Origin of the sequence: Metabacillus niabensis (genome assembly GCF_902829255.1) — a bacterium.
In the GTDB taxonomy this organism is placed as follows: Bacteria; Bacillota; Bacilli; order Bacillales; family Bacillaceae; genus Metabacillus; species Metabacillus niabensis.
The window spans coordinates 1-15,683 of the sequence record NZ_CADEPK010000343.1 but is presented as its reverse complement, the minus strand read 5'-3'; the positions used below and the strand labels follow the sequence as shown (position 1 = coordinate 15,683).

Here is a 15,683-nt window from a genome sequence, read left to right as displayed (position 1 = left end):
ATAAATAGGATATGAGAACTGAGGTAATAGCTTTGAAAGAAACCATTTTAAAATCATTATTAAAAATAGAAGAAGATTATCATGTAAAGATTCTGTATGCTGTTGAATCAGGAAGCAGGGCGTGGGAATTTCCATCAAAGGATAGTGATTATGATGTTCGCTTTATTTATGTGCATAAAAAGGAAGAGTATCTGACGATTGACCAAATGGGGATTGGGAAAAAACGAGATGTGATTGAATTACCGATAAACGACCTGTTAGATATATCTGGTTGGGAGCTTACAAAGGCATTAAGATTATTTAGAAAATCGAATCCACCATTAATGGAATGGCTTCGCTCGGGGATTGTGTATTACAAGGCTTATTCGACGATTGACCAGATGAAGGAGCTAAGTAAAACGATTTTTGCTCCTCATTCCTGTTTACATCATTATTTGAATATGGCAAGCAATAATTTTCGTGAATACTTACAGGGAGATAAAGTAAGGATTAAAAAGTATTTTTATGTTCTTAGACCGGTATTAGCAGCTAGATGGATTGAAAAATACGATGAGTTTCCTCCATTAGAATTTCCGAAATTATTAAATGACATTTTACCTGAAGGGGAAATAAAGAAAGAGATTCAAACGTTATTAAAAAGGAAAATTAAAGGAGAAGAGCTTGATTTTGAACCGAAAATTGAGGTCATTAACGAGTTTTTAAATGAGGAAATCTCAAGACTAAGAGAATATACAAATACACTTCAAGTCGAGTTACCAGATTTTACACCTGATCTTGATCTCCTGTTCAAAAACACATTAGATGAAGTTTGGAATGAAGATAGTTTATTAAAGTAATAGAAAGATATTAAAAGATTATCTTTATAATCTTTATTCTTTCAACAAAAAAACTGTGTAAAGTAAGAAATCATCGCATTCCTTACTTACACAGTTTATTTTATTCGTTAAAATGATAGGAGAATTAAAGCTTTTCTCCTTGACTAGAGATAACATCTTTAAACCAGAAGAACGATTTTTTCTTTTTACGTTCTAATGTTCCACTACCATCATCGTGTTTATCAACATAGATAAAGCCATATCTCTTAGACATTTCTCCAGTAGAAGCACTAACTAAGTCAATGCAGCCCCAAGGTGTGAAGCCCATTAATTCGACTCCATCCTCTATTGCTTCTCCCATTGCTTGAATGTGGCTTCTTAGATAATCAATACGGTAATCATCATTAATCGAGCCATCCTCTTCAACTTTGTCATACGCTCCAAGACCATTCTCTACAATGAATAAAGGCTTTTGATAACGGTCATATAATTGGTTTAGACCAATTCTTAATCCAATAGGGTCAATTTCCCATCCCCAATCTGATGTGCTTAAGAATGGATTTCTTACACCACCGATTAAGTTTCCTTGACCAATTTCCTCAGGTGTTTTATCTTTTTTCTCTGTTCGAGACATATAATAACTTAATGAAATGAAGTCTACTGTCCCCTCTTTAAGGATGTCTAAATCTCCTTCTCGTACATCAAGGTTAATTCCATTTTCCTTGAAGAAGCGGTTTGCAAATGCAGGGTAGGCACCTCTTACTTGAACATCTCCACAGTAGTTGTTAAATAGTCGTTGTTCTTGTAAAGCATGCATAACATTTGCTGGATTTGAATCAAATGAATAGGTTGGTACGTACACAAGCATACAACCAATTTGACTTCCTGGAATGATTTCGTGTCCTGCTTTAACAGCAAGTGCACTTGCCACGAATTGGTGATGTAAACCTTGGAAGCTATCTTGTAATTTTGTTTCTTCACTTTCTGGTGAGAAGCCAAGACCTAAGATTGGCATATGTGTTGCACCATTGATTTCGTTAAATGTTAACCAGTATTTTACCTTGTTTTTATAACGTTTAAATAAAGTAATGGCATAACGCTCGAAAAATTCAATGACTTGACGGTTACGCCAGCCACCATACTCAGTAATAAGATGTAATGGAATCTCATAGTGAGAAATGGTTACAACTGGTTCTATGTTGTACTTCTTCAATTCATCAAAAATACGGTCATAGAATGCTAAACCTTCTTCATTTGGTTCTAGCTCATCACCTTTAGGAAAAATACGGCTCCATGCAATACTCATACGATATGTTTTAAAGCCCATTTCTGCAAATAGAGCAATATCCTCTTTATAGCGATGGTAGAAATCAATACCGTCATGATTTGGATACACATATTTTTCTTTATCAATTTTAAAGTCAAAACCTGGCTCTCCAATCACCTTTAGTCTCACTTTTCCACCTGGCATGACGTCTGCTAGGTTTAAACCTTTTCCACCTTCAAGATACGCACCTTCTAATTGGTTAGCAGCTGTTGCTCCACCCCATAAAAAATTCTCTGGAAATTTATATGTCTCTTTTGTCATGATATACCCTCCATATATTTGATCATCTGGGCTTCGAACTAACATCGAAACCCAAATTTAGATAACATTAAATGATAGAATTATTTATTTTAAGTTTAAGATTTTGTCGTTTCTGTCTACATTTCCTGATGCAGTTGTCATCACTTCTGTATAGTCAGCAGAATTTGTCACAATCACTGGGGTTACAATTGGGTATCCAGCTTCCTTAATAGCTTCAATATCGAATTCTACTAATAAATCACCAGCTTTTACTGTTGTATCTTGTTCAATATGTGTAGTGAAATGTTTTCCATTTAGTTGGACTGTATCAATCCCTACATGAATTAAAACCTCTGCACCATGCTCTGTCTTGATCCCAATTGCATGTTTTGTTGCGAATAATGTAGTGACGACACCATTTGCCGGAGCTACAACTTTACCTTCGCTTGGAAGAATTGCAACGCCTTTACCCATCGTTTCTGAAGAAAAAACGGCATCTGGAACTTCATTTAATGGAACAACTTGACCTTTAATAGGGCTAGCTAATTCTTCACTTTTTACTTCTGCATTAGAACCTTCCTGTGAAACAGTTTCTTTTTTAGAATCTTCCTGAGGAACAGCCTCTGAATCTGAACTTGTATTCTCAACATTTTCGAATCCAAGAATTAACGTTGCAATAGTACCTGCTACAAATGAAATAGGAACACCTAGAACGGCTAATAGGAATGTTTCACCAATAAAGGATGTAAGACCTGGTAAACCAACGTTTCCGCCTAAGATATAGTATTTCACTCCTACAGCTGTATAGAAAGCGCCACCGACAGCGCCACCGATTAATGCCCCAATGAACGGTCTCTTTAAACGCATATTTACACCATACATAGCGGGCTCTGTAACACCCATTAACGCTGTCATACTTGTACTGTATGCTAAAGATTTGAATGTTTTATTTTTAGAACGTAAACCAACAGCAAGTGTTGCACCTGCTTGAGCCATGTTAGCTGAAAGCATAGCTGGAAGAATGATGTCATAACCATTTGTTGTCAAGTTGTTCATGACAACTGGTGTGAAAGCATAATGCATTCCAGTCATAATGATTAATGAGAACGTACCACCTAAAATTAATCCTGCAAAAATACCAGTGTGGTCAAATAATGCACCAATTCCTAATGATAACCAGTTACCAATAATCGAACCTAAAGGACCTACTGCCACCAATGTGACTGGAACCATGATTAGCAAGGTAATCGTTGGAACAAAAACGAGCTTAAACATACTTGGGATGATTTTATCTACTGCTCTTTCAACATACGTTGTTAACCAAATGGCTAATAGAATCGGAATAACAGAAGATGAATACGTTACAGCTGTTACAGGTAGTCCAAGAAATGAAATTGAATCTCCTGAAGTTAATAACGTTGTCATTGTTGGATGTAGCAATGCCGTTGCGATAGCACCCGCTACGTAAATGTTACTACCGAATTTCTTCGCTACACTAAGCGCTAACAAGATAGGGAGGAAGTAGAATGCCCCATCACCAATTGCGTTCAGGATAATATACATTTGGTCAGTATCTGAAACTAGCTTTAATGCTAATAGAATAGCTAAAATCCCTTTAATCATACCGGCTCCAGCAATTGCTGGTAATAGCGGTGTGAATGACCCAGAAATAACATCAAAGATTCGACTAATGACATTTCCTTTTTTCTTTCCTTCTGAAGAACCACTATTATTTTCTGGGATATGAGCGATATTTTTTAATTCGGTAAATACCTTCGGAACATCATTCCCGATAATTACTTGGAATTGGTCTCCGCTTACATTTACACCCATAACTCCTTTAACCGCTTCAATCTTCGCTTTGTTTTGGACCGCCTCTTTTTGGTCATGAAGATTGAAACGTAGTCTAGTCATACAATGGATGACATTTTGAATATTTTTCTCTCCGCCTATTAAATCCAAAATTTGTTCTGCTGTTTCTTTATGGCTCATGCCATGATACCTCCTAGAAAAATAAAGAATGTTTTCGTAAAGTTTGTTCCTTTTTCTTAGTTGTCGTTTTTTTGTTGATTTCTTAGTTCAATACTGCTTATTTAGCGGAGTGGATGGTGAGCCTCCACGTTGTTAACACCTGCGGGTCTCACCTATCCCGCAGGAGTCTCGCATTTAGCCCCAATTAACCTTTAGAAAAGCACTCAAAAACAACAATATTTCAGAAAATAGCCAATAAAAAAAACCTAAATCACTGTACGATAAAAGACACAATCGTCTTTTTAGTACAAGCGATTTAGGTTTTGCCTGCTTATTTCAGTAACAATCCTAAATAAACTTAAGAATTATGAAGTATGAAGTTTTAATGGATTAATCCGATTTCATGGAATAACTATAACACGTTTTCATAGATTGTCAACGTTATCAATAAAAAAATTATTCTAAATTTTACTGAAATCTTAAATTCAATCCTTTTGCTACAAAAGTACGAATTTAATTTTATTGAAATAATTTTATTGAGTATTATGAGTAATTAATTTTTAAAAAGGCTCTTAATTTAAAAAAACTATATAAGGGTTGATTGGAGCGGAAGTGCGAGACTCCTGCGGGATGCGTGGGAGAGGTGAGAACCCGCAGGTGTTTACACTGAGGAGGCTCACCACCCACCCCGCGGAAAGCGAGTACTATAGCGGAAATCAACCCCGAACGGCATAGCTTTAAAAAAGTAACAAAGTCTGTGAAAATAGGGTTAAAAAACTCAATAACATACTGAGGATACTGGAGAAAATGGTGTAATTCTCTACTTATTCGGTCTTTACTTTTTATTAATCCACTTCAATAGTTGAAGTAATAAATTGATATGAAAATATTACTGATAAAAGGTATATTAAAATAATTTTAAGATGACTACTCAAAAGAGATCTTTACTTGCTTTTATTTTTTTATAGCTTGGCTTTAATATGCATTTGGTGAGGTTACGACAAGGTAGAAAATGATATGAATAATCATAGGTTTCTTTTTCTTTTATAACTAGATAGAATATGATTATAGTTGGAAATGGATGTTTGTCCTAACGATTGAATCGTTTATTTAGGAGGGAACAAGATGGAAGTTTTTGAAGAATTTTTAGCGCGTATTGATAACCCTGACCATCGGTATCGAGCGGAGGAAGTATTAGGATGGGTAGCTGAAAAATTCCCGAATTTAATGCCAGTCATTAAATGGAATCAGCCTATGTTTACAGATCATGGTACATATATTATCGGTTTTAGCGTAGCTAAGCATCATATGGCTGTTGCTCCTGAAAGTGTGGTCATTGATCATTTTTCTGATGAAATAGTCCAGGCTGGCTATAATCATACTAAGGAGCTGATCCGCTTTCCATGGGATAAACCGTTTGATTTTTCATTACTTGAGAAAATGATCAAGTATAATATTTTAGATAAGGCAGATTGTACTACATTTTGGCGGAAATAGACTTACGTTTCGGAAAAATCAGGAAGAGCGACAAAAGAAATTCAGCAACTCTAAGCTGAGTATACATGCAATGAATAAAGAGTTTATTGTTGAGAGATAGATGGAAGCTGGCTAGCTTTTGCTAGGAAATTAAGTGAATTTGAAGTGTGTACGGAACAATGTAATAAATGAATGGGAGCGTTACTGCAATAGGTGGTGACGCTTTTTCTTATGCTTCCAATTGATGAATTGAGGTCGTTAAGTGTTGTTGTTTTTGTGCATTTGCACAAATTTATTCGTCAATTTATCAATTGTTTGGGTGAAGTGAATGTAATAGAATGAAAACGTATTCATGAAAGGGCTTTAATAAATGGGGATAAGATTAAGTAGAATAGATGGTTGAAATGGAAATGATGATTTGTGCATTTTCATAAAGGGGTAGATTAGTAAATCGGAATATATATGCAGTATGCTTCACTTCTCATGGATGATAGTTTAATAGGATTAGGAGGATATATGATGACAGCATTAGATATTAGCTGGATTGGTGCTTTATGTGGATTAGCTTTGGCAATCATTTTTATCTTGTTTAAGCTTGCTCCAACGTATTCTTTAATAATAGGAGCTATTGTTGGAGCGTTCATTGGTGGTGCTGACTTTACGGAGACGATTTCTATTTTGGTATCTGGTACGCAAAGTGTGCAAGGAACAGTTATTCGAATCATCGCTGCAGGTGTTTTTGCTGGTGTTATGATGGAATCAGGAGCTGCGGAGACGATTGCAAAGGTAATTGTAGATAAGCTTGGTGGTACGAAAGCGATGTTATCATTGGCGCTAGCAACGATGATTATTACAGCAGTTGGTGTCTTTATTCCTGTAGCTGTACTAATTGTTGCACCGATTGCTTTATCTGTTGGGAATAAAATGGGGTACTCAAAGATTGCCATCCTTCTGGCATTGTCTGGGGGAGGAAAAGCAGGGAATATTATATCTCCCAATCCGAATACAATAGCTGCAGCAGGTGGATTTGATTTAGATGTAAACCAAGTAATGATTGGTGGTCTAATACCAGCTATTTTTGGAATAGCTGTAACTGTTATTGTAGCTTCAATTATTAAGCGCAAAGGGACGAAGGTAACAGATGAAGAGGTTGAGGAACTGGAAAAATCTAATTCAACCGATCTTCCAGGACTGTCTAAGGCACTTATCACTCCTGTAATCGCGATTATTTTATTGATGATAAGCCCAATTGGTTCAATGTTAGGTATAGAAGGACTTGCGAAGCTAAATATCGATTCTCTATTTATTCTACCATTTGCTGCGATAGTCGGTACTTTGGCGCTAGGGAAGGGTAAGGATTTATTAAATTATTGTACAGCAGGACTAGATCGAATGACACCAACGATTCTAATTATCATTGGTGCAGGGGCAATAGGAGGCTTGATTACAGCATCTGATTTACCGCAACAAGTCGTTGCATTGGTGGAAGCATCAGGAATTTCAGGTACTTTCCTTGCCCCAATTGCTGGTATCTTGATGGCTGCAGCAACAGCCTCTACTTCGACAGGTGTTATATTAGCAACTGGATCTTTTTCTGAAGCAATTTTGGATACGGGAGTTGCACCAATGGCAGCTGCGGTTATGACACATACTGGAGCAACTGTCATCGACCATCTTCCACATGGAACTTATTTTCATGTTACTAGAAATGCGATGAATATGAGTATGGCAGATAGAATGAAGGTTGTTGGGTATGAAAGTATAGTGGGGATTACGATGGCAACGATTGCAATCATTCTCTTTGGATTTGTGCTTTAAGACGCAATGAAACAAGTAAAAAAATAAATGAACATCTAATATAAATCTTATCGTATTTTATCAAAAAACCGAGGTGAATAAATGATGGGGAAAACATTTTTACTGGCTCCGGATTCATTTAAAGAAAGCATGACGGCGAAGGAAGTTTGTGAAGCAATGGAAATCGGAATTAGAAGAGCCATGAAAGATGCAAAATGTATTCATGTACCGATGGCAGATGGAGGGGAAGGAACTGTCCAATCCTTAGTCGATGCCACGAACGGTACCATCATAGCAAAAGAAGTGACAGGCCCGCTTGGTACTCCTGTATTGGCTCAATATGGCATTCTTGGCGATGGGAAAACAGGTGTTATTGAAATGGCCTCTGCAAGCGGCATCCACTATGTGACGAAGGAGACAAAAAATCCTCTTGTAACGACCACTTACGGTACGGGAGAATTGATTAGAGAATGTATAAAGCAAGGGATTACAGAGATTATTCTTGGCATTGGTGGAAGTGCTACAAATGATGGGGGAACCGGCATGGCAGCAGCACTTGGCTATCAATTCCTTGATGAAAATGGAAAGGAGCTTCCACTAGGAGGAGGCTACTTAGACAGGCTTGCTAGAATTGATTCTTCACATGTGATTCCAGAATTAAAGGATATCCGCATTCTTGTTGCGTCAGATGTAACGAATCCATTATGTGGAGAACATGGCGCATCTGCTGTATTTGGTCCCCAAAAAGGTGCTACACCTGAAATGGTTGAAATTCTAGATCATAATCTTAGACACTACAGCACAGTTGTAAAAGAGCAGCTCGGAAAAGATGTTCTTAATGTGCCTGGTGCAGGTGCTGCGGGAGGACTAGGTGCTGGCTTGCTTGCTTTTACGAACTCTACGATGAAAAAAGGGATTGAGATTGTTATTGAGTATACGAACCTGAAGGAGCAAATGAAGCAGGCAGATTACTGCTTTACGGGAGAAGGCGGAATTGATTTTCAAACAAAATTTGGAAAGGCTCCTTATGGTGTAGCCCAAGCTGCCAAAAGTGTAAGTAAAGATATAAAAGTAATAGCGTTAGCAGGAAATATTGGGCAGGATGTCGAGGTATTATATGATGAGGGCTTTGATGCGATCTTCGGTATTGTTCCAGGTGCTGCAACAATTGATACCTTGCTTGAGCAGGGGAGAGAGAATGTGATTCGCACTTCGGAAAGCATTGCTAGGTTGCTCAAATAATGTCAGACATAACTATATAACAATCCAAAAGAAGCTGGTCTACTTATTGTGGATACAGCTTCTTTATTTTATCGGATTAATTAATGTAAAAAGTAACTCTACTAAATCGAGGATGTTTTTCGGATCCTTCCCAGTTAATTGATGGATTCGATTTAATCGATAGCTCAATGTATTTCGATGAATTATCAGTTGTTTTGCCGTTTCATTAGTATTAAGATTACAGCCTATGTATGCCTTTAACGTTATGATAAGCTCGTCATTGTTTGCGAGTATTTCCTTAAGGCGCTCTACTTGTGGATCATGCTTTAATCCCTCTGATACATTAGCAACAAATTCACATTCATTATAGGAGATGACATTCTTTTTTCCAGAATAAAGACCTTTTAACACACGAATAGCTGACCTGCATTGTTGATAGCCATCAGAAATTCGATCATTTCGTTTGCTGATGGAAATAGATGCATCTTTAAATTGCTCCTTCAGATGTTCAACGATCTGTTCTATTTTATTTGGCTCTTGGATGATTAAGCATAGTGTATTTTTTGCCACTTGAAAGGTAGGAAACTGTTTGATTATGCTTTCATCTGTGCTATTAGAAAATTCGATATAGATGATTTGGCTAGGCTTGTTTAATTGGATTCCATATGTTAAGGCAAGCTCTGCTAGTTCTTTTGTATAATGAGTCTCAGGCTCTAATATGGAGTGAAAGAAATCTTGCTTTTGATTTCGTTCGAGATTTTCTTTCTCTAAAGCCATGCTTTGTTCTATTAATAAGACAACCGTGGATTTTACGAGCTTACCAAAGCGGCTTGTTTCTCTCACTTCCCCACTAATTCCCACGACTCCAACAATGATGCCGTTTAATTCAATAGGAAGATTAATCCCCTTTTTTACAAACTCTTCATCTTTTTCGATTTCAACTATTTTCCTTTGTTTAATGGCAGCTACTGCCCCATGATGTAAAGTGCCGATTCTCTTTGGATTTCCACTTCCAATTATCCTACCTGATTGGTCCATGATATTAATGTTGTAAGGGATATCCTTCATCATTCGATCTACTATATTTTGCGCTTGTTGAGGTGTTAGGACATACATGGTGAAGTCTCCTTTACAATCTTCTGTAAGCTCTGTCGTTAGTTAGAGAGTATCCCTACCTGAAGGATGTGGGAATATATTTATTAGACTGGTGTTGCGATAAGGAACAGACATTTCTAAATGACCGCTTTTGATAACATTACTCCATGCAATTAGTAATCTATGTTTTTTAGTACCCGACACATAAGGATAGTCCTTCAAAGAAGTGGGTATTACGTTTATTTTTTTCCTAGTTTATCCTAAACAAAATTTGAAGTAAAGGAGAGAAAGGGATAACAACATACGTTTTGATCATTGCGTTTTTCAGAATGAAGTGTTTTTAATTTGTTATAATTAGGATAAATAACGCTTTTTATAAAATGTTGTACATATGCAATTTACAAGGAAGTTGTGCTGCCATATGAACATGAAGCAAACTTACAGGTGAAGAGGAGGAAAAATGAAAACGAGAAAAGAAGCGATTGATTACTGCTTAAGTTTAGCAAACACGTACGAGGATTATCCATTTCGTGATAAAAATTGGACCTTAATTAGGCATATGGCAAACAAGAAAGTATTTGCGTGGATATTTGAAAAGGATCATCATATTTGGATTAATGTGAAGTGTGAACCTGGTTTTCTCGAACACTGGCGCTTGATTCACGCTTCAGTTGTTCCGGCATTTCATCTTAATAAAGACCATTGGAATTCGATAATTCTTGATGGTACTGTGCCAGTGGATGAAATACACGAGATGATTAGACAAAGCTATATGCTAACGAAGGCAAAGTAAGTGATATACTACATTTTTTAGGTAATCTCCCTAACATAATTTAGGGAGTTTTTTTTATGTCTTTTGGCAAATAACATTGAGAGGAGCTGAAAATGTAAATCAATCTGTTACAAAATATAACAAATATGTAGATGAACACGATCCCGAAAATATACAATGAAACTTGTAAGATGAGGGGGGATAATATGGGGCAAGTCACGAAGAAAAGCATAGCCACCCTGTATAATCAAGTTAGCAAAGAAATTTTCGGTATTGGAGTTCATGATCAAAAGATTGATATGATAGATAATAAGATTCTGATTATCGCAAGAACAAAGCGTCTCCCAGCACTTGATGCTTTAAGTGATGAACATAGTGAATTAGTTTCGTCACTTGATGCAGCACTATCATCCACATACAAAAGGCTGTTAAAGGAGAAATTGGAGATTTTATTTGATGTAACAATCACGTCGCTGTTTCGAGATTATGATGCTGAAAAAGGGATTGCTTGCACGGTTATTTGTTTTGATAATGAGATAGCTGAATAACATAGACTGTCGAAAACTCGTAAAATCGTTTTTTCTTCAACTTATGTTATCAATCGCGGGTGCTATCCCTCTGTTTACGGATGGAAAGAGCCGTGAAGATAGAAGGAATTTTCTGTCTTCACGGCTTTTTTATTTTGATAAAAACTATTTTTGAAAGGATGATAGATGATGGCTAATCTTTCGCAAAAAAATAAAAATGAAATTCAATATCCAAGAGATTGTACGTTTTCTTTACAGGATTGGACTGTGCTTAGCAACTATTGGTATCCGATTGCTGAAAGTAAGGAGGTAACCGAAAAGCCATTAGCTGTTAAATTACTAGATGTTCATCTTGTTGCATACCGAACGAAAACAAAGCTAGTCGTTGCAAGGGATTTATGTGTTCACCGTGGCACTCCACTTAGTATGGGGTGGGTAGAGGATGAAGAAATTATTTGTCCATATCACGGCTTTAGATACCGCCCAGATGGTGTATGTACCTCTATTCCGGCACATCCGGATGCAAAAATATCCCCTCGTCTATGTATGACGGTTTTGCCTGTCGTGGAGCGATTTGGTTTAGTATGGACGTCATTGACAGGGAAGTACGACAATATTCCTTCATTTTCGGCCTGGGATCATTCAGATTTTCAACAAATTAATTGTCCACCGTTTGATATTAAAGGCTCTTCTGGGAGACAGATGGAGGGGTTTTTAGATGTCGCCCATTTTGCTTGGGTACACACTGAAACATTTGGGGATCGAACTAATGCGATTGTTCCGCGGTATCAAGTCGATCATACTGAGTATGGATTACATGTTGAATACCTTAGCTCTGTAAGTAATTATTCAAAGGAATTACAACATCTTAATCCGGAGGGGTTTGAATGGCTTCGCGTCTTTGATGTGTATCCTCCATTTTCAGCTACACTTAAGGTTTACTTTCCAAACGGAGGGGAGCTATGGATTATGAATGCAGCATCACCAAGATCTGCAAGAGAGACGAGACTATTTGCTCCTATTGCTCGAAACTTTGATAAAGCTTCACCGGTTGAGGATGTCCATGCATTTAATTTACAGGTTTTCATCGAGGATAGGGAGATGGTGGAAAATCAAAAGCCGGAAGATCTCCCGCTTGATTTACAAATGGAAGCACACATTATGGCAGATAAAACATCTGTTGCTTACCGGAAGGCACTGAAAAAATTAGGGCTTGGGGATCTCTACACAAGTTAGAATTTCTTCCATGAGATGTATTTAAAAATTGACCAACATCTCATTCTCTGATAAGATAGAGTTAACTAAAATGAACGTGATTCCTCAAAGGGGAGTAGCTGTTAAACAAAGTCGTCATTTCGGGTGAAAGAGCCCCGGCTTTGTTGGCAATATCATTTGCTAGCGAGACCTTTGCCAATATTATTTATTGGTAAAGGTCTTTTTAGGCCTTTACTTTAAATAGTAAAGGCCTTTTTTATTAGAGGAGAGTGAATTCGTTCATTTAGTGAAAGGAGGATCTTTGTTTGATTTTTCAGCAAAAAGAGATAAGGAGTCATTCAAGTGAACTATGAAGAAAACAAAGTTAGGGAAAGAGGGAGTTCCTATTCAACTAGAATTGGACTGATTATCGGCTTGGTGGCGCTTTTGGTGAATGTTTTGATGATTGTTCAGCTATCAGCCACTCTAATCAGGGAAGAATTCTTTTCCTTTGATAAAGCAGTCATTAGTACTGTTCGATCATTTTCTTCAGAGACAATGGATGTAGTAATGGTGTTTATTACGGAGCTAGGGTCTAGCTTTACACTTGGAACATTGCTTCTTGTAGGGATGATTCTATTATTTTTAAAAAGAAAAGATAGGTTAGCTTCTCTATTTTTCTTTCTCGTTGTCGCTGGAGGAGGGTTAGTCAATTCATTATTAAAGAACCTTTTTGAGCGAGAACGTCCGAATGTGAATCGATTAATTGAAATTGATGGATTTAGTTTTCCTAGTGGTCATTCAATGGGAAGCATGCTGTTTTATGGATTTCTCGTCTACTTACTTTTTAGAAGCAAACAAAGGATGCAACGAAAAATCGGATTAGGAATTTTATTAAGTATTATTATTTTGCTTATTGGAATTAGTCGAATTTATTTAGGTGTTCACTATCCTTCTGATGTTTTAGCAGGGTTTATTGCAGGGTTTATTTGGCTTTGTATCTGTATTATCGTTCTTGAAGCAGCATACAAATGGAAGAAATGAATCAACTTGTATTATGCTGCATAGGGAATTTAAGAAATTAGGTGATGTTGATGGAAAAGGATTGGTTAGTAGCTGATGATTTATTGTCTAAAATAAACATCACGTCAAATCCCCAAAATAAACCAGTAACGATTCACGGAGATTCAAAGGATTTAAGATGTATTGGGATTGGAACCGATGCCGCAGTTTTTCAATATATTCATAATAAGAATTATGCCTTTAAGCTTTATGCTGATGATAAAAAGGATAAAATTCAACTAGAAGCAGATGTTTATAAACGTTTAAAGGGTTCACCGTATTTTTCTACATGCTATGCAGCTTATGAGCGATATTTAGTATTAAGCTTTGAACCAGGTATAACCTTATATGATTGTCTTCTTCAAGGGATACATATTCCTCATCAAGTGATTTTGGATGTAGAAGAGGCAAGGAAATATGCAATGAAATGTAACTTAAATCCACGCGATATTCACTTGAAAAACATATTGCTTCAAGATGGAAGAGCAAAGGTTATTGATGTATCAGAATATTGTCTCGAAGGAAATGATCATCGTTGGGAGCATCTAAAAAAAGCGTATGATATGTATTACGACTTAATTGATGGAAAGGCAATTCCACATTGGTTAATGGAATCTGTTCAAAGATGGTATAACCAAAAAAACTTTAAAACGATCGAAGAATTTATGAAGGATATCCTAAAATTAAAATTCTTTTGGAAATAAACACTCAAAAATATGAAAAGAAAAGAGGAATGGAAATGCTCGATAAAATCTTAAAATCATTGTTAAATAGTAAATCACATTCACATAGGAAGCATAGCTCAAGTGACTTTAAAAGAAGAAAGTACTCAAGTAACTATCACCCTTCAAAATATGGTCATGATCATTATAAAAGAAGACGGAAATCTAGCAGCTTTTTTAGTTCTTATAGCAGCTAAAGCGATGCGAAGAAACATGCTCAGAAATGGTGATATCAACGTTTCTGAGCATGTTTCTTTTTTGTTATATGTTGAGGGACGTTCATGATACTTAATAAAGGTGCAAAATATATCCATTTATGTTAATCTAAATGAAAGCGGTTGACATAAATGAAAAATTGAAAAAATGAAGGAAATAATCAACGATTTATTAGGTGATGAATGATGCAAGTAAAATTAGAAGATGTAGCGAAACTAGCCGGGGTTTCACCGACAACTGTTTCACGAGTGTTAAACAATCGGGGATATATAAGCGAAAAAACAAGAAAAAAAGTAGAAGATGCAATTAAAGAATTAAATTACTATCCAAATGATATTGCACGTTCACTGTTTAAAAAAAGAACGAATTTTATTGGACTTATCCTGCCAACAATTAATAATCCTTTTTTTAGTGAATTAGCATTGTATATTGAGAATATATGCTCAAATTATGGTTTTAAGGTTATTCTTTGCAATAGTCTTGGGCAGCTTGAAAAGGAAAAATCATATGCAGAGATGTTAATTAGACACCAGGTAGATGGGATGATCGTTTGCTCGTATAATCGTGGAATCGAAGCCTATAAAAATCCAAAGCTTCCAATTGTAGCAATCGATCATTATTTATCCCCAACGATTCCAGTGATAGGATCTGATAACTATGAAGGAGGAAGACTTGCAGTACAACATTTAATTGATGTCGGCTGTAAATCGATCATTCATATTAACGGACCATTTGATTTAGAAACGCCTACGCAAAATAGACGAAAAGCATATGAAGATCTAGTTGAAAAGCCAATTACATATGAGCTTAATAATCTCTTTAATGAGGAAGCAACTGCAGCGACAATTAGACAAATATTTAACGATTATCCAGAAACAGATGGAATCTTTGCAAGTGACGATCTTATCGCAGCTACATGCCTGAAGGTTGCTCAGGAATTACATATCGATGTACCGAAACAGCTAAAAGTGGTTGGCTATGATGGAACGCAAACAGTATCAAGCCTACTACCTCAATTAACAACGATCAGACAGCCAATTGAAGATATTGCGAAAACCGCGGTAATAAAATTAAACGAAATTATTGAGGAAACTCAAAATGATAAAACGATGGAGATTATTTTGCCTGTGCAGTTGGTGAAAAATCGTACGGCATAATAAATAAAGGGGAAAATCTAAGGGAATTTAATGAAACTGGATTGGAATGAAATAAAACAAAACATCTTAACCCATTGATAATGTCGGGGAA

Annotated in this window: 14 protein-coding genes; 11 read left to right on the top strand and 3 right to left on the bottom strand. The window is 36.4% G+C overall.

All coding sequences use genetic code 11. From position 1 onward, the window contains the following. Positions 1 to 32: 32 nt before the first annotated feature. The gene (locus HU235_RS19550) at positions 33 to 836 is read left to right on the top strand and encodes a nucleotidyltransferase domain-containing protein (protein ID WP_174881300.1); all 804 of its coding nucleotides are present in this window, start codon (positions 33 to 35) and stop codon (positions 834 to 836) included. A 124-nt stretch (positions 837 to 960) separates the two neighbouring features. Here HU235_RS19550 and HU235_RS19545 read toward each other — a convergent pair whose 3' ends face one another. Continuing rightward, positions 961 to 2,403, bottom strand: coding sequence for a glycoside hydrolase family 1 protein (locus HU235_RS19545; RefSeq protein WP_174881299.1), 1,443 nt, complete (start codon positions 2,401 to 2,403; stop codon positions 961 to 963). 84 nt (positions 2,404 to 2,487) lie between these two features. Next, positions 2,488 to 4,374 (bottom strand): beta-glucoside-specific PTS transporter subunit IIABC, encoded by a 1,887-nt coding sequence (locus HU235_RS19540; RefSeq protein ID WP_174881298.1) that lies wholly within the window; start codon positions 4,372 to 4,374, stop codon positions 2,488 to 2,490. A gap of 1,104 nt (positions 4,375 to 5,478) precedes the next feature. Here HU235_RS19540 and HU235_RS19535 point away from each other — a divergent pair. From HU235_RS19535 to HU235_RS19525, 3 genes are all read left to right on the top strand, one after another. Further along, positions 5,479 to 5,850, top strand: a complete 372-nt coding sequence (locus HU235_RS19535) for an iron chaperone (RefSeq protein ID WP_095303479.1) — start codon at positions 5,479 to 5,481, stop codon at positions 5,848 to 5,850. A 498-nt stretch (positions 5,851 to 6,348) separates the two neighbouring features. Beyond that, on the top strand, positions 6,349 to 7,647 hold the full coding sequence (locus HU235_RS19530) for a GntP family permease (RefSeq protein ID WP_174881297.1): 1,299 nt from the start codon (positions 6,349 to 6,351) through the stop codon (positions 7,645 to 7,647). 81 nt (positions 7,648 to 7,728) lie between these two features. After that, positions 7,729 to 8,868, top strand: coding sequence for a glycerate kinase family protein (locus tag HU235_RS19525; RefSeq protein WP_233452306.1), 1,140 nt, complete (start codon positions 7,729 to 7,731; stop codon positions 8,866 to 8,868). A gap of 63 nt (positions 8,869 to 8,931) precedes the next feature. On the opposite strand, the gene HU235_RS19520 is transcribed toward HU235_RS19525, so the two are convergent. Next, entirely contained in the window at positions 8,932 to 9,963 is a 1,032-nt protein-coding gene (locus tag HU235_RS19520; protein ID WP_174881295.1) for a CdaR family transcriptional regulator, read from the bottom strand. Positions 9,964 to 10,402: 439 nt separating this feature from the next. Between HU235_RS19520 and HU235_RS19515 the strand changes: the two genes are divergently transcribed. The 7 genes from HU235_RS19515 (at position 10,403) to HU235_RS19485 (ending at position 15,592) form a co-directional block, all read left to right on the top strand. Continuing rightward, positions 10,403 to 10,735: an MmcQ/YjbR family DNA-binding protein gene (locus tag HU235_RS19515; protein WP_095303473.1), complete on the top strand. Its 333-nt coding sequence runs from the start codon at positions 10,403 to 10,405 to the stop codon at positions 10,733 to 10,735. A gap of 185 nt (positions 10,736 to 10,920) precedes the next feature. Further along, positions 10,921 to 11,262, top strand: coding sequence for a Na-translocating system protein MpsC family protein (locus tag HU235_RS19510; protein ID WP_174881294.1), 342 nt, complete (start codon positions 10,921 to 10,923; stop codon positions 11,260 to 11,262). A 168-nt stretch (positions 11,263 to 11,430) separates the two neighbouring features. Beyond that, the gene (locus HU235_RS19505; protein ID WP_370877281.1) at positions 11,431 to 12,477 is read left to right on the top strand and encodes a Rieske 2Fe-2S domain-containing protein; all 1,047 of its coding nucleotides are present in this window, start codon (positions 11,431 to 11,433) and stop codon (positions 12,475 to 12,477) included. A 321-nt stretch (positions 12,478 to 12,798) separates the two neighbouring features. Then, complete coding sequence (locus HU235_RS19500) at positions 12,799 to 13,479, top strand: phosphatase PAP2 family protein (protein WP_174881292.1); 681 nt, start codon at positions 12,799 to 12,801, stop codon at positions 13,477 to 13,479. Between the two features lie 50 nt (positions 13,480 to 13,529). Continuing rightward, positions 13,530 to 14,201, top strand: a complete 672-nt coding sequence (locus HU235_RS19495) for a serine/threonine protein kinase (RefSeq protein ID WP_095303465.1) — start codon at positions 13,530 to 13,532, stop codon at positions 14,199 to 14,201. A 102-nt stretch (positions 14,202 to 14,303) separates the two neighbouring features. Then, positions 14,304 to 14,504, top strand: a complete 201-nt coding sequence (locus HU235_RS25575) for a hypothetical protein (RefSeq protein ID WP_174881291.1) — start codon at positions 14,304 to 14,306, stop codon at positions 14,502 to 14,504. A 116-nt stretch (positions 14,505 to 14,620) separates the two neighbouring features. Beyond that, positions 14,621 to 15,592, top strand: a complete 972-nt coding sequence (locus tag HU235_RS19485) for a LacI family DNA-binding transcriptional regulator (protein ID WP_174881290.1) — start codon at positions 14,621 to 14,623, stop codon at positions 15,590 to 15,592. Positions 15,593 to 15,683 lie beyond the last annotated feature (91 nt).

What these genes read in the sequence shown, in the direction of transcription:
- HU235_RS19540 (WP_174881298.1), bottom strand. Translation starts at nt 4,374, where the DNA reads ATGAGCCATAAAGAAACAGCAGAACAAATTTTGGATTTAATAGGCGGA.
- HU235_RS19525 (WP_233452306.1), top strand. Translation starts at nt 7,729, where the DNA reads ATGATGGGGAAAACATTTTTACTGGCTCCGGATTCATTTAAAGAAAGC.
- HU235_RS19495 (WP_095303465.1), top strand. Translation starts at nt 13,530, where the DNA reads ATGGAAAAGGATTGGTTAGTAGCTGATGATTTATTGTCTAAAATAAAC.
- HU235_RS19535 (WP_095303479.1), top strand. Translation starts at nt 5,479, where the DNA reads ATGGAAGTTTTTGAAGAATTTTTAGCGCGTATTGATAACCCTGACCAT.
- HU235_RS19510 (WP_174881294.1), top strand. Translation starts at nt 10,921, where the DNA reads ATGGGGCAAGTCACGAAGAAAAGCATAGCCACCCTGTATAATCAAGTT.
- HU235_RS19520 (WP_174881295.1), bottom strand. Translation starts at nt 9,963, where the DNA reads ATGTATGTCCTAACACCTCAACAAGCGCAAAATATAGTAGATCGAATG.
- HU235_RS19530 (WP_174881297.1), top strand. Translation starts at nt 6,349, where the DNA reads ATGACAGCATTAGATATTAGCTGGATTGGTGCTTTATGTGGATTAGCT.
- HU235_RS19485 (WP_174881290.1), top strand. Translation starts at nt 14,621, where the DNA reads ATGCAAGTAAAATTAGAAGATGTAGCGAAACTAGCCGGGGTTTCACCG.
- HU235_RS19505 (WP_370877281.1), top strand. Translation starts at nt 11,431, where the DNA reads ATGGCTAATCTTTCGCAAAAAAATAAAAATGAAATTCAATATCCAAGA.
- HU235_RS19545 (WP_174881299.1), bottom strand. Translation starts at nt 2,403, where the DNA reads ATGACAAAAGAGACATATAAATTTCCAGAGAATTTTTTATGGGGTGGA.
- HU235_RS19515 (WP_095303473.1), top strand. Translation starts at nt 10,403, where the DNA reads ATGAAAACGAGAAAAGAAGCGATTGATTACTGCTTAAGTTTAGCAAAC.